The organism is Methylobacterium sp. C25, from assembly GCF_021352225.1.
Lineage (GTDB): Bacteria > Pseudomonadota > Alphaproteobacteria > Rhizobiales > Beijerinckiaceae > Methylobacterium.
This window is the reverse complement of the sequence record NZ_JAAUVI010000003.1, coordinates 24975-38917: the sequence shown is the minus strand read 5'-3', so window position 1 is coordinate 38917 and position 13943 is coordinate 24975. Positions and strand designations below refer to the sequence as shown.

Genomic DNA, 13943 nt, shown 5'->3' with positions numbered 1-13943 from the left:
CTCACTCCTTCGCGGCGGGGACGGTTTTGGCCGAAGGGGAGGGCGCCGGATGCGCCTCGGGTTCGTCGCTCGCAGCGCCGCCGACGATGGAGCCGCCATGCGCGAAGGCCTCGCTCGTTGCGTCGCCGGGGCTCAGCCGGCTGAGCAACGCGACGGCGCCGAAGCACAGAACCAGCGATCCGACCGCGGCGATAATCACGATGGGGCCGCCGCTCGCCGCGGCGACGACGTTCTGCTGCGCGGCCATGGCGACGACGATCGGGATGTACATCCCCGCCCAGAACTCGACGCCGAAGATCACGCCCTTGCCGAGCCGGCCGTGATTCTTGAGCCAGACGCGCGCCGCGATCAGCAGAATCATGGCGATGCCGACACCGCCGACATTAGCCTTCACGCCGAGCGCGACGCCGAGGAGATCGCCGAGGAACACGCCGATCAGCGTGCAGACGGCCAGCAGTGCGACACCGAGGATGATCATGACCGGCAGGCCTCCTGCCCGTGACGACTGGGGAAGCTCGGCCGTGTGTATGCGCAGGCCATGGCATGTCTCCGTCCTGTATTTGTATTTCTATTTTTGAGTCGTTTCAGTATGCAAGATATTGACAGTTTCGCAATAGCGGATACCTAATGGGCATCGAAGCCGGCACCTGAATGCCGGACGGTGCGAATCGACCCGCTCGGTGTACGCGGAAGCCCTGGAGGCAGCGCATGACGGACTGGCGCAGCGAGAAGACGGCCCGCGACGCGCGCATCGCGGCCGGCCGCGCCCACGCGCAGGGCAAGGTGGTGCAGGCGACCTCGGTCGTCGATTTGCTCGAAGCAGTCCTGAAGCCCGGCGACCGGGTCTGCCTCGAAGGCGACAACCAGAAGCAGGCCGATTGCCTCGCTCGCGGCCTCGCCGCCTGCGACCCTTCGAAAATCCACGACCTGCACATGGTTCAGTCGGGCATCGTGTTGCCGGAGCATCTCGACGTGTTCGAGACCGGCGTCGCCAAGCGCCTCGACTATTCCTATTCCGGCCCGCAGGGCGGCCGCATCGCAAAGATGCTCTATGGCGGGCAGATCGAGCTCGGGGCGGTTCACACCTATCTCGAGCTTTTCGCGCGCTACTTCGTCGACCTCACACCAAACGTCGCGCTGATCGCCGGCGTCTCGGCCGACCGCGACGGCAATCTCTATACGGGGCCGAATACCGAGGACACGCCGACGGTGGTCGAGGCGACCGCCTTCAAGAACGGAGTGGTGATCGCGCAGGTCAACGAGATCGTCGAGAAGGTGCCGCGCGTCGACATTCCCGGCGACCGGATCGACTTCGTCATCGAGGCCGACAAGCCGTTCTACGTCGAGCCGCTCTTCACCCGCGACCCGGCGGCGATGACCGAGACGCAGATCCTGATCGCGATGATGGCGATCAAGGGGATCTATGCCGAGTACGGCGTGCGCCGGCTCAACCACGGCATCGGCTTCGGCACAGCGGCGATCGAGCTGCTGCTGCCGACCTACGCGGAAAAGCTCGGGCTCAAAGGTCAGATCGCGACGCATTGGGCGCTGAACCCGCACCCGACCCTGATCCCGGCCATCGAGTCGGGCTGGGTGAAGCAGGTCCACTGCTTTGGCTCTGAGGTCGGCATGGACCGCTACATCCGGGAACGCTCGGACGTGTTCTTCACGGGCGCCGATGGCTCGCTGCGCTCCAACCGCGCCTTCTGCCAGACGGCCGGTCTCTATGCCTGCGACATGTTCATCGGCGCGACCCTGCAGATCGACCTCGCCGGCCATTCCTCGACGGTGACGCAGAACCGCGTGGCGGGCTTCGGCGGCGCGCCGAACATGGGCTCCGACCCGCATGGCCGCCGCCACCCGTCCGCAGCCTGGATGAAGGCCGGCCACGAAGCCGAAATCGTCGGCGACCGGGCCCTGATGCGCGGCCGCAAGCTCGTGGTGCAACTCGTCGAGACCTTTGGCGACAAGCTCGTGCCGACCTTCGTGGAGAAGCTCGACGCGCTGGAGCTGGCCAAGAAGTCCGGGCTCGAGCTCGCGCCGGTGATGATTTACGGCGACGACGTCACCCACATTGTTACGGAGGAGGGCATCGCCAATCTCCTGCTCTGCCGCAATGCCGACGAGCGTGAGCAGGCGATCCGCGGCGTCGCCGGCTACACTGAGGTTGGGCGCGGGCGCGACCGCGCCATGGTGCAAGCCTTGCGCGAGCGCGGCGTGATCAGACGGCCGGAAGACCTCGGCATCGAGCCGCTCGACGCGGACCGCTCGCTGCTCGCGGCTAAGTCGATCAAGGATCTCGTCCACTGGTCGGGCGGCCTCTACGAGCCGCCGGCCCGGTTCCGGAACTGGTGAGGCAAAGCCGATGGAATCGCTGACCTTCCGCCACAGCACCACGAAGCCGGCCGCCGGCACCAAGCCAATGGCGATCATCGGTGTGGTCGCCTCCGGCAACCTCGAAGTCTTGCTGGAGCGGGTCCTGCCGCCCGATTCCTGCGAGATCGCGATCGAGACGGCGATCGGCGGCTACGGCGATGTCTGGGAGGCGGTGGTGGCCGACTTCGTCGCCCGCGCGCAACCCGGCGGCCTGCGCATCAGCATCAACGATGGCGGCGCGCGCCCCGACACGGTCTCCCTGCGCCTGGCCCAGGGCGCCCGGCTGATGGAGGCGTCAGCATGAGAATCGTGACCGATCCCGGCTCCCAGAGCTGGTACGAGGCCAGCGCCCGCCAGCGCGTCGCCGGTCTCGTCGATGAGGACAGCTTCGAGGAGTTCCTCGGCCCGGCCGAGCGGGCGATGAGCCCACACCTGCCGCTCTTCGACCTGCCGCGCGCTTTCGATGATGGCATCGTCGTAGGGCGGGCGAAGCTCGACGGGCGGCCTGTGCTCGTCGCCGCGCAAGAAGGCCGCTTCATGGGCGGGGCTTTCGGCGAGATCCATGGCGGCAAGCTCGTCGGGCTGCTGCGCGCCGCCATCACGGCGAAGCCGGCCGCCGTGCTGATCCTGTTCGATACCGGTGGGGTGCGTCTCCAGGAGGCCAATGCCGGCGAAACCGCCATCGCCGAGACCATGCGCGCCATCGCGGATGCCCGCACCGCCGGCATCCCGGTGATCGGCCTGATCGGCGGTCGGGCCGGCTGCTACGGCGGGGGAGGGCTCATTGCGGGCACCTGCTCGCGGCTCGCCGTCTCGGAACAGGGCCGCATCTCGGTCTCCGGACCGGAGGTGATCGAGACCAACAAGGGCGCCGAAGAGTTCGATTCCCGTGACCGCGCCCTGGTCTGGCGCACCATGGGCGGCAAGCATCGCCGCCTGACCGGTGGGGCCGACGCCTATTGCGCCGACACCGTCGCGGCGTTTCGCGAGGCGGCAATCCGACTGATCGGCACCGCACCGGCCTTCGACCTCGCCATGCTGGAGGCCGAGCAGGCCCGGCTTGAAGCCCGCGTAAAGCGCTTCGGCGATTGCCGCGACGCCACCGAGATCTGGGCGCGGCTCGGGGTCAACGATCCCGATGCCGTGCCGGCCATGACGGATGCCGCTTTTGCGGAGACAGTGGCCAGCGTGACGGAGGCCTCCCATGACGCTCGCTGAGATTCTGTCGTCGGTCTTCCCGCGAGGCCATGCCGTCACCGTCGCTGACGGTCTCGTCACGGGGCAGGGTAGCCTCGACGGCAAGCCGCTCCACGTCATCGGCGTCGACGGCGACACGCCGCTCGGTGTCGAGGGCGCGCTGGCGCTCTCGGCCGCCGTGCTCGACGTCGTGCGGACCGGCGACCGGGCGCCGATCCTCGTCGCGATCGATTCCGACAGCCAGCGCATGAGCCGGCGCGACGAGCTCCTCGGCCTCAACGAATGCCTCGCGCATCTCGCCAAGGCGCTGCTGCTGGCCGACCGCCTCGGCCACCCGACCATCGGCCTGATCTACGGCCACTCGGCGGCCGGCGCGTTCATCGCCACGGCGCTCGCGACGCGGGTGCTCGCGGCGTTGCCAGGAGCCAATCCCAGCGTGATGGACCTGCCATCCGTCGCCCGCGTCACCAAGCTTCCCCTGGAGAAGCTGCAGGAGATGGCGAAGTCGACTCCGGTCTTCGCCCCCGGCCTCGACAACATGGTCGCCACCGGCGCGGTGCATGTGGTGCTCGACGCGGAGAAGCCGCTCGACGGGCAAGTCCGCGAGCTGATCGCCGCGCTGCCGGCAAGCGATACACGCGATACGCTCGGAGAAGAGCGCGGCGGCCGTCCTGTGGCCCGCGAGATCGCCGAGCGCGTGCAGCGGCAGGCGCGAGGAGGCTGAGATGGGCGGGGATACCCTCTCCCCTCAACCACATCGCCACGACCTCGTCCGCGTCGACCCCGCTGCCTGGGCGGCCATGCTGCGCCAGCGTCCCGATCTCGACGGCGTGCCACAGCTCGCCGGCTGGGCCGAGGCCGGCCGACCGCTGATCGTCCGCCGCTTCTTCCCCGGCGAGCCGCGCGACAGCATCCCCCTCGGCCTGCCGCTGCCGCCTGCCGACGGCAAGCGCCGTATTGGCTTCGCGTTCTCGCCCGACGACCTTTCGCTGTATCCGGTCCTCGCGCTCGCCGACGCCCGCACTGTCGCGCCCGAGGCCTGGCACACCACCCTCGATGCCCTGATCGCCCTCGGCGCCGAGCATGGCCTCACGCCACGCCCCTTCGGCAGCCTGCTCTGGCAGGCCGCCACCGGCCTGACCTATCTCGCCGCCACCTCGGACCTCGACGTTCTCTGGTCGCTGCCGACGCAGACCATCCCAGCCGGCTTCCTCGCCGCGCTCGCCCGCATCGCAGAGGCCGCCCCGATGCGCCTCGACGGCGAAATCCTCCTGCCCGACGGCGCCGGCCTGCACTGGCGCGAAGTGCTGGACGCCCCCGAGACGGGCGACGTCCTCGCCAAGCATCGTGACCGCCTGGAGATGCGCGCCGTCGCCTCACTGAAGGGGAGGGCGTCCGCGTGAGCGCTGCCTCCGCCTTTGCCCTCCGGCCGGCCTGCGACGCCGGCCTCATCGCCCGCTCCGCCGTGGAGGCTCTGCGGCTCGAACTCGACACCTATCCCAAGCCCGGCCTCGTCAGCCACGTCGACAGCGGTAGCCACGACGACATGGACGCCGCCACCTTCGAGGCCAGCGCCGCCGCCCTAGAACCCTATTTCCAAGAGCTCGCCGAAGCCGGCAGCCGGGGCCTCCCCATGGACGGTCTGCGCTGCATTGGCCTCGCGGCGGAGACAGCCATGCTCGCGGCGACAGGCGGCGTGAACACGCATCGCGGCGCCATCTTTGGCCTCGGCCTCCTCGCCTCCGCCGCCGGCGCCCTCGGAGCCGGTGTCTCGCCGATCCGCCCCGGCGCCCTCGGTACCCACGTAGCCCGCACCCACGCGAAGGGTATTCTGAACGGGCCCGTCCTCCTGCACGCTCCCGGTGCCCGCGTCCGCCGCCGGCACGGCGTCGGCGGAGCCCCGGCCGAGGCCGCCGCCGGCTTCCCGACTGTCTACCGAATCGGCCTCCCAGCCCTCCGGCGCGGAATGGCCCTCCGACCTGGCGATCCCGAGGCAGCCCGTGTCGAAGCCTGCTTCGCTCTGACCGCGGCGACCGAGGACACCAATCTCCTCCATCGCGGGGGCTCGAACGGTCTCGCTTTCGCCCGCAGCGCCGCCGCCGAGTTTCTTGATAGCGGCGGGGTCGACCAACCCGATTGGCAGGAGCAGGCGGAAGCAATTCATCGCGATTTCAAAGCCCGGCGGCTCAGCCCCGGCGGCGCGGCTGATCTGCTCGCCATGACGCTGTTCGTGGCATGCCATGAGCATGCTGGGCACTCCCGCGGAACATCCGGCTGGGATCCCCGGACCGATCCTCCCGCAGGCCCAGCGTCATGCTAGCGCTGCTGTGCTCTGGACAGGGGGCGCAGCACCCCGGGATGTTCGATCTCACGGAGGACGCGCCGCAGGCGCAACCCGTGTTCGAGGCTGCTGCCTCGCTGCTTGGCATCGACCCGCGCGACCTCGTCGAACAACCGAACGCCGACCTTCACGGCAATCGCACGGGCCAGATCCTGTGCTGCACTGCTGCGCTCGCAGCCTGGAAAATTATCGATCAGTCAAAACCTTCACGCTTGGTCGTCGCCGGCTACAGCATCGGCGATCTCGCTGCGTGGGGTTGCGCGGGACGGCTCGAACCGGGTTCAGTTCTACGCCTTGCCGCCGTCAGGGCAGAGGCAATGGATGCTGCCTCTGGCGAGGGCTACGGGCTCGCAGGAATCCGCGGATTGAGCCTCGATACCGTTACGAAACTGGCCGAGCGCCACGCGTGTCAGCTTGCCATACGCAACGCCCCCGACAGCGCGGTTGTCGGAGGCTTGCGCACAGCGCTCGAGGCCGTCTGCACCCAAGCTGCTGCCGCTGGTGCCCAGCGCGCCATCCTGCTCCCGGTCCGTACCCCTTCGCACACGCCGTTGCTCGTCGACGCAAGCCAGAGTTTTGCCCAAGCCCTTGCTCGGGAGACGCTGCAGCGACCCCCTCCAGGCGCGCCGCGGCTCATTCAAGGGCTTGATGGAACAACGCTCTTCGACCCGGCTGGCGGATTGGACAAGCTCGCGCGCCAGATTTCTCAGACCATCGACTGGGCCGGCTGCCTGGAGGCGTGTCGCGAACTGGGCGCCGAATCCGTACTTGAACTTGGGCCCGGCCGCAGTCTCGCGACCATGGCGCGCGACGCGCTTCCTGGAGCGCGTGTCCACGCACTCGAGGACTTCCGCTCCATCGAAGGCGTCAATGCTTGGATTGAGCGGAGGAGATTGCCCCTCGACAGGCCGTAGTGCGATCCACGTTACTGAGGCACGACTGCAGATTTCGCCGCATCGAGCAACTCGCCAGACAGCTGCTCATCGTCGACGGCCCGCGCGAGAATGACAGCCCCGACAAGAGTCGAGATCGCGGCAAGAGCTCGCTGCCTGCGCCGTTCGGCCGAACTCCGCGGCAGAAGTTTGCCTATGAGCTCTGAAAATCGCCTGACCCCCTGAGTGAAGCGGTGGCGCACCGCGCTATCTGGCATCTCTCGAGCCACGTCGCTGGCGAGTGCTGCGATCGGACAACCGGTTCCTGGCGTTCTCACGTGCTCGGCGGAGAGGTACTCAGCCACCAAGGCCTCGATGTCGCCTCGGCGATCCTGGGACAGCGCGCATTCGAACGCCTCGACGGCCAGGGCGTCCTTGTTCGCGAACTGCCCATAGAAGCCGCCATGCGTCAGCCCGGCGGCGGACATGATGTCGGCCACTCCGACTCCGTGCAGCCCACGTTCGCGAAACAAGGTCGCCGCGACCTCGACGACCCGCGCGCGATTGAGCTTTGCCTGTTCCTGCGAGACGCGTGGCATGGGCGATCCTCAACAATTACGCCTCATATATATGACGACTAACATTTTACGATCCATCGACGATCGTTAGTGGGAGACTGAAGGGACCATGCCCGGCTGATGCGAAGGATCGATCTTCGGTGCCTGCTTGACGCGAAACCAGAGCGCATAGAGAGCCGGCAGGAAGAGTAACGTCAGCAGCGTGCCGACACCGACTCCGCCGATCAGGACGTAGGCCAGAGCCCCCCAGAACACCGAATGGGTCAGGGGGATGAAGGCGAGCATGGCCGCGGCCGCCGTGAGGATGACAGGTCTCGCGCGACGCACCGTCGACTCGACGATGGCCTCGTAGTCCGAGAGGCCTGCCTCACGATCATGGTGGATCTGATCGACGAGGATCAGGGTGTTTCGCATCAGGATGCCCGATAGACCAATCAGACCGAGGATCGCGTTGAACCCGAACGGCTGATGGAAGAGCAGAAGGGTCGGCACAGCTCCAACCACGCCGAGAGGAGCGGTCGCAAAGACCATGAACATGGTCGAAAACGAGCGCACCTGGAACATGATCACGGTCAGCGTGACGATCAGCATGAGCGGGAAGATCGAGACCAATGCTGTCATCGCCTTGGCGCTTTCCTCGACCGCGCCGGCCGTATCGATGCGATAGCCCGGAGGCAGCTTTGCCTTGAGGGCGGCGAGCTGCGGCAGGATCTGCATCGTCACGTCCGGAGGCTGCTTGCCGTCGAGGACGTCGCCCTGCACCTGGATGTAGCTCTCGCGATTGTAGCGTTTGAGCACGGCATCCTCGCTGCGGCTCTCCAGATGAGCGACCTGAGAGACCGGAACCTGGCGCCCATCTTTCGTGGCGAGCGTCATATCGCCAATCTCGCCGAGCGAGCGCCGCTCCGGCCCGGGGCTTCTCAGCAGGACGTCGACGGTGCGCAGGTTCTCGCGGACCTGAGTCGCCGGTGTTCCATTCAGAAGGCTCTGGAGTTGGAGTCCGGCCTCCTTCGGGGTCAGGCCGATCAAACGTAGGCGCTCCTGATCGAGCGCGAGATGCAGGCTCGGCGTCTTGTTCCCCCAGTCGAGGTGGACGAGGCGCATGTTCGGGTTTGCGAGCATGACCTCGCGCACCTGATCGGCGATGCCGCGGATCACGTCGATATCCGGTCCCACGACGCGGAACGCCACGGGAAAGCGGATCGGCGGTCCGAAAACGATCTGCAGGACCCGCACGCGCGCCTCAGGAAAGCGTCCGTCGTCGACGAGCTTGCGAACCTTGACCCGCAGGGCATCGCGGGCGGCGCTACTTTCGCTCTGAACGACGATCTGCGCGAAGGCGGGATCCGGCAGTTCGGGGTCGAAGGAGAGCACGAAACGCGGCATGCCCTGTCCGATGTAGCTCGTGATCTCCCGCGCCTCCGGCTGCTCCCGCACCGCGGCCTCGACCTTCTTTACGGTCGCCTCCGTCGCGCCGAAGGCGGACCCCGTCGGCATCGTGACCTCGACGATCAACTCGGCTCGCTCCGAGTTTGGGAAGAATTGCTGCTCGAGCTTGCCCATGCCTGCAATGGCCACGCCGAACAGCCCGACCGTGATACCGGCGGCGAGCCATTTGTGGTCTACCGAGAACCGTACGAGCCTCCGCAAGCGCTGGTAGTTCTTGGTGGCGTAGATCGCCTCATGGCCTCCCTCCTTCTTCTTGATCTCGGGCAGAAGTTTCACGCCGAGGTACGGGGTGAAGGTCACGGCAACGATCCAGGAGACGATCAGCGAGAAGCCGACCACCCAGAAGATGTTGCCGGCGTATTCACCGGCGGACGAGCGTGCGAAGCCGATCGGTAGGAAGCCAGCGATGGTGACGAGAGTGCCCGTCAACATCGGCGCGGCGGTGGCGCTCCAGGCGTAAGTGGCGGCCGCGATCCGGTCCGCACCCTCCTCCATTCGCACCACCATCATTTCGATCGCGATGATCGCATCGTCGACGAGCAGACCCAGCGAGAGGATCAGGGCACCCAGCGTAATCCGGTCGAAGTCGCGACCGGTCAGCATCATCACCACGAACACGGCCGAGAGGGTGAGGGGAACAGCGAGCGCAACCACCAGCCCGACCCGGAAACCGAGCGTCAGCAGGCTCACCACAATGACCACCGAGAGCGCGGTAAAGAACTTCACCATGAACTCATGGATTGCGTCGTCGATGACCTTCGCCTGGTCGGTGATCTTCGCGAAGGTGAGACCGGTCGGAAGTTCGTGATGGATCGCAACTTCTTCGGCATTGAGGGCCTCTCCGAGCGAGAGACCGTTGAAACCCGGCTTCATCACGAGGCCGAGCATCAGGGCCGGCTCGCCGTCATTGCGGATGGCGAAGACCTTCGGATCCTCGTAACCGCGCTTGATCTCCGCGATGTCGCCGAGCTTGAGGCTGCGGTCGCCCGCCGCTACCGGCAGGTTGCGCAGGACATCAAGGCTGTCGATCGCCCCGTCGAGGCGCAGGTAGACCCGCGGACCCACCGTCTCGACGAATCCGGCCGGCGTGACGTCGTTCTGGTTGGCCAGAGCCGTGAGAAGCTGCTGGCCCGATATCCCGAGCGTCGCGAGACGCTGGTATGAGACCTCGACGAAGATCTTCTGAGCCTGCTCGCCCAGGATGTTGATCTTCTCGACACCCGGCACCCGCAAGAGGCGCTGGCGCAGGTCCTCGGCCCGCAGCACGAGTTGACGATGTGGCAGGTCGCGGGCCTGCAGGGCGTAAAGGGCAAAGTAGACGTCGGAGAATTCGTCGTTGAAGAGCGGTCCCATCACGCCGCGCGGCAGGGTCGCGGCCTGATCGGAGAGCTTCTTGCGCGTCTGATAGAACTCCTCCTGCAGCTTCGCAGGCGGCATCGAGTCCTTCAGGTAGACTTTCATCAGCATCAGCCCGGGTCGGACCGTGGTCTCGACGCGGTCGTAGTAGGTCAACTCCTGCAGCCTTTTCTCCAGCGGGTCGGCGACCTGGCGTTGGATCTCTCCCGTCGTCGCGCCGGGCCATGCGGCCGAGACCGACATGGTCTTCACCGTGAAGGTCGGGTCCTCGGCTCGGCCGAGCTTTTCAAAGGCGAAGAAGCCGGCGGCCGCCACGGCAATCAGGAGGTACAACGTGACGGCCCGCTCGCGAACCGCGAGAGCGGACAGATTGAACCCGGTCATCGCACAACTCCCGTCATGCTGACCGGGGCAACGCGGACCTTCTCGCCGGCCTTGAGCAGGTGGGCACCAAGCGACACGATCTGGTCACCGGCGCTGAGGCCGTCGGCGACCTCGGCAGTCTCATCGCCCATCCGCGATACGGTGACTCGCTGTGGCACGACGGTTTCACCGTCGATCCGCCATACCGAAGATCCCTTTCCGTCGTCGAAGACCGCGCCGAGGGGCACCGCGACGGAACCGGAGCGCTGGGCATCGGCCAGTTTGAGTTGCAGGGTCACCGTCGCGCCGAGTGGTGCCGTCTCACCGCCTCCGGACAGGATGTAGCGGGCCCTGTAGGTGCGTGTGGCAGGGTCTGCCATGGCAGAGAGCTCGCGCAGGCGAGCAGGGTAGGTCGCTCCGGCAGCATCGGCGTAGAGCGCTGCCTTTGCTTCCGATCGTGCCGTGCGTTCGCTGCCCTCTGGCAGGAAGATCTCAGCCTCTCTCGCGCCATCGCGGGCAAGCCGCACGACGGTCTGGCCGGCAGTGACGACCTGCCCGGGCTCGGCAGGCACATCCATCACGACTCCGTCGGCGTCGGCTTGCAGCTCGGAATAGCCGGCCTGGTTTTCGATCTGCCCCGACTGAGCTTCGGCCGCGGCAAGCTGGGCTGCCGCCGCATCGGCCGCGGCCTTGTTCTGATCGTAGGTCTGCCGCGAGGTCCAACCGTCGCTGACGAGCTTGCGGCTACGCTCCTCGTCGGCTCGGGTCCGGAGCATTTGCGCGCGGGCTGCCTCCGTCGCGGCCTTCGCCGAGTTCAGGGCAAGTACGAAATCGGTTCGATCGAGCCGCATGAGGGGCTGCCCCCGCTTCACGCGGTCACCGGGATCAACGAGGCGCTCAAAGATTTTTCCCGTGACCCGGAAGCCGAGATTGCTCTCCGTCCGGGCGCGGACCACACCAGTGTAGCGGGCGATGCCACCCTCGCCCGGGCGAACTTCAATCGTCTGGACCAGCGGTGGCGGGGGCGATGACGCCGTTTCGGCCTGCGTGCATGCAGACAGAGCCAGCGGAGCCAACACCAGGAACACTCTCGCGTTCATCCCATAGCCCTCTAGCCGCACGCCGGTTTATAAATTACGTTCGTCATGTATTTTTACGGAAGGCGGCCGTCAATGGCGTCGGATGGGATCACCGGGGCGGCTGTGTCGAATCGCACATGAGCGGAGAGCGCTGTTGGACCGCGCTACATGTCCGTTCGTGCTGAGCCAAACTAACCTTACGGCTGCTTCGCCGACATCCCCGATAGCCTGCGTAACGGATTGAGCGGAGCGAGCGGGATGAGCTCGAAACTCATGAGATGGGCTTGGCCGAGTGGAAGCTTCGCCAGCATTTCGTGAGCGGCTGCTGTGTCGGTAACGTTCAACATGAAGACGACACCGGCGCGCCCCTGCAGCGAGTACCATTGGTCGATCTTGCCATCGAGGTAGAGGCCCACGGTCTCTTTGACTTCGGTCGGCAGGATCTCCCGGATCTTTGCGATGTCCGCGCCGGGATCGACCGTGCCAATGGCGAGGATCTTGGTGGTCGGGACTGGCGGCGGCGCGGGTTGTGCGCTCGCCGGTCCGCAGACGGCGAGGCCGAGGATCAGGGCGGCGGCGGTTCGGAAAGCTGTCGACATCTCATATCCTCGTTCGTGGCCGGCATGGCGGCCGGGTTGGATTGCAGGCCCCGTCCTCGGCAAGTGGGGCGCGCCGGTTGCGCGTCAGGCCCTCGCCTCCTCGGGCATGGCGACGGGTGCCGGCGCCGGCCGATCCGGTGTGCCTGCGGCCTTCGCCGCGCCGATCCGCCGATCCGCCAGTTCCGACACGATCATGGCGGCGGCGACGAGGGCGGCCGCGAGATATCCGAGCCGATCGGCTCCCAGGACCTGGATGCCCGCCGCGCCGACGAGTCCCGCCGCGGTGGTGCCGAGGAAGACGGCGGAGTTGTTCAGACCCAGGATGATCGGCGCGATCTGCGGCGCGATGCCGACGATGCGGTGCTGCTGCGGGACGGACGAGCCCCAGCCGCAGGCGCCCCAGAGGATGGCAGCCGGGAAGGCCGACCACAGCGCGGCGCTGGTCGATGGCAGGAACAGGAAGTCGGCGAGCACCATGGCGAGCATGGCCGCGAGCACCTTGCGGGACCCGACCGCATCGACCAGCCGGCCGGACCACAGGTTCGTGACCGTCCCGGCCGCGCCCCAGGCGACGAGGAGCGCCGCGAGCTTGGCCGGATCGTGCCCGGTCGCCCGTCCGAACACGGCGGCGAAGTATGTGTAGATCGTGAAGGCCGCCGTGAAGAACAGGAAGGTCGTCGCCAGGGTGAGCCCGACGCGCGCATCGGCGAGGGGCGCGAGCCGCTGCCCGAGCGAAACGGCCGGCGGCATCGGGATATGGGAGAGGAAGGCCAGGACCCCGAGCCCGGACAGCGCGGCGAGAGCCGCGACGAAGACCATGGTCCAGTGCCAGTCGCCGAGGCCGCCGATCAGGGTTCCGATCGGCGCGCCGAGCGCCGTCGAGACCGTCATGCCGGTGGCCACGATCGAGAGCGCGGCCCCTCTCTTTTCCGGCGGAACGATCGAGGCGGCGGAGCCGGTCGCCGTCGGGAAGAACATGGCCGCGCCGAGGCCGGCGAGCGCGCGCGTCGCGAGGGCGATCGCGAAGCTCGGGGCGAAGGCGGTGCCCAGATTGGCGAGAACGAAGACCCCGAGGCCCGTCAGCAGGAGCCGCTTGCGCGGCACGTGCGCCGCCAGGGCCGCGATGGTCGGCGCGAGCAGCGCCAGGGTCACGGCGTAGACGGTCGTCATCTGACCGGCCGCGCCGATGCCGATGTCGAAGCTCTTCGCCACGGCCGGCAGGACGCCGGCCACGACGAAGCTGTCCGTCCCCAGCGCGAACATGCCGAGGGCGAGAACGAGAAGGCGTCGGTCCATGGCTGCACCTACGTGCGGGTGATGAGAACGAAGGCTGGGCACGAGCCCCCGGCGGCCGCTCACCGGGGACGGTTGATCATCCGACCGGCCATCTCCGATGGGGCCTCGCCGGGAGCGCGGCGCGGGTTGCGCCTCAGCGCGGCTGGATGAGCATGCCCAGGGGCGCGAGGGGGCCGACGGGGAAGACCTCGTATTGGGCGAACCCCTCGGTCACGAGCGGCAGGGCCTCGACGGCGGTCTGGGCCTGCTCCGCGGAGCCGGCTTCCACCAGGAAGATCACGCCGGGCTTGTCCTGCCGATACCAGAACTGCTCGATCCGGCCGTCGAGATAGAGCTTGAGCGTCGCGGGCACCTCCTTCGGCATGATCTGCTGGCGCTGCTCGTCGGAGAGGGGCTTGGTGATCGAACCGATCGCGAAGAACTTCATGAGTGGTCTC

14 protein-coding genes are annotated in these 13943 nt (G+C 67.3%); 7 read left to right on the top strand and 7 right to left on the bottom strand.

Annotated elements, in window-relative coordinates:
- Position 1: 1 nt before the first annotated feature.
- A complete protein-coding gene (gene madL, locus HCU64_RS10045) occupies positions 2–478 on the bottom strand; it encodes a malonate transporter subunit MadL (RefSeq protein ID WP_233383719.1) in 477 nt (158 codons plus the stop codon).
- A 230-nt stretch (positions 479–708) separates the two neighbouring features.
- On the opposite strand from madL, the gene mdcA reads away from it, so the two are divergent.
- The 7 genes from mdcA to HCU64_RS10010 are packed head-to-tail and all read left to right on the top strand — an operon-like array spanning position 709 to position 6828.
- Positions 709–2355, top strand: coding sequence for a malonate decarboxylase subunit alpha (mdcA, locus tag HCU64_RS10040; RefSeq protein ID WP_233383718.1), 1647 nt, complete (start codon positions 709–711; stop codon positions 2353–2355).
- A 10-nt stretch (positions 2356–2365) separates the two neighbouring features.
- Positions 2366–2680, top strand: coding sequence for a malonate decarboxylase acyl carrier protein (mdcC, locus tag HCU64_RS10035; RefSeq protein ID WP_233383717.1), 315 nt, complete (start codon positions 2366–2368; stop codon positions 2678–2680).
- Positions 2677–3594, top strand: coding sequence for a biotin-independent malonate decarboxylase subunit beta (locus HCU64_RS10030; RefSeq protein ID WP_233383716.1), 918 nt, complete (start codon positions 2677–2679; stop codon positions 3592–3594). The genes mdcC and HCU64_RS10030 overlap by 4 nt, the downstream gene beginning before the upstream one ends.
- Entirely contained in the window at positions 3581–4297 is a 717-nt protein-coding gene (mdcE, locus tag HCU64_RS10025; protein ID WP_233383715.1) for a biotin-independent malonate decarboxylase subunit gamma, read from the top strand. Before HCU64_RS10030 ends, mdcE begins: the two co-directional genes overlap by 14 nt.
- A gap of 1 nt (position 4298) precedes the next feature.
- Complete coding sequence (mdcG, locus tag HCU64_RS10020) at positions 4299–4976, top strand: malonate decarboxylase holo-[acyl-carrier-protein] synthase (protein ID WP_233383714.1); 678 nt, start codon at positions 4299–4301, stop codon at positions 4974–4976.
- Positions 4973–5893 (top strand): triphosphoribosyl-dephospho-CoA synthase MdcB, encoded by a 921-nt coding sequence (mdcB, locus tag HCU64_RS10015; RefSeq protein ID WP_233383713.1) that lies wholly within the window; start codon positions 4973–4975, stop codon positions 5891–5893. The genes mdcG and mdcB overlap by 4 nt, the downstream gene beginning before the upstream one ends.
- Positions 5887–6828 (top strand): malonate decarboxylase subunit epsilon, encoded by a 942-nt coding sequence (locus HCU64_RS10010; RefSeq protein ID WP_267922288.1) that lies wholly within the window; start codon positions 5887–5889, stop codon positions 6826–6828. Before mdcB ends, HCU64_RS10010 begins: the two co-directional genes overlap by 7 nt.
- Positions 6829–6839: 11 nt before the next feature.
- Here HCU64_RS10010 and HCU64_RS10005 read toward each other — a convergent pair whose 3' ends face one another.
- The 6 genes from HCU64_RS10005 to HCU64_RS09980 form a co-directional block, all read right to left on the bottom strand.
- On the bottom strand, positions 6840–7385 hold the full coding sequence (locus HCU64_RS10005) for a TetR/AcrR family transcriptional regulator (protein ID WP_233383711.1): 546 nt from the start codon (positions 7383–7385) through the stop codon (positions 6840–6842).
- A gap of 66 nt (positions 7386–7451) precedes the next feature.
- On the bottom strand, positions 7452–10553 hold the full coding sequence (locus tag HCU64_RS10000) for an efflux RND transporter permease subunit (RefSeq protein ID WP_233383710.1): 3102 nt from the start codon (positions 10551–10553) through the stop codon (positions 7452–7454).
- Complete coding sequence (locus HCU64_RS09995; protein ID WP_233383709.1) at positions 10550–11632, bottom strand: efflux RND transporter periplasmic adaptor subunit; 1083 nt, start codon at positions 11630–11632, stop codon at positions 10550–10552. The genes HCU64_RS10000 and HCU64_RS09995 overlap by 4 nt, the downstream gene beginning before the upstream one ends.
- 176 nt (positions 11633–11808) lie before the next feature.
- Positions 11809–12210 carry a hypothetical protein gene (locus HCU64_RS09990; protein ID WP_233383708.1) on the bottom strand — a complete coding sequence of 134 codons (402 nt, stop codon included), beginning with the start codon at positions 12208–12210 and terminating at the stop codon, positions 11809–11811.
- Between the two features lie 84 nt (positions 12211–12294).
- A complete protein-coding gene (locus HCU64_RS09985) occupies positions 12295–13506 on the bottom strand; it encodes an MFS transporter (RefSeq protein WP_233383707.1) in 1212 nt (403 codons plus the stop codon).
- A 133-nt stretch (positions 13507–13639) separates the two neighbouring features.
- The gene (locus tag HCU64_RS09980; RefSeq protein ID WP_233383706.1) at positions 13640–13933 is read right to left on the bottom strand and encodes a YciI family protein; all 294 of its coding nucleotides are present in this window, start codon (positions 13931–13933) and stop codon (positions 13640–13642) included.
- Positions 13934–13943 lie beyond the last annotated feature (10 nt).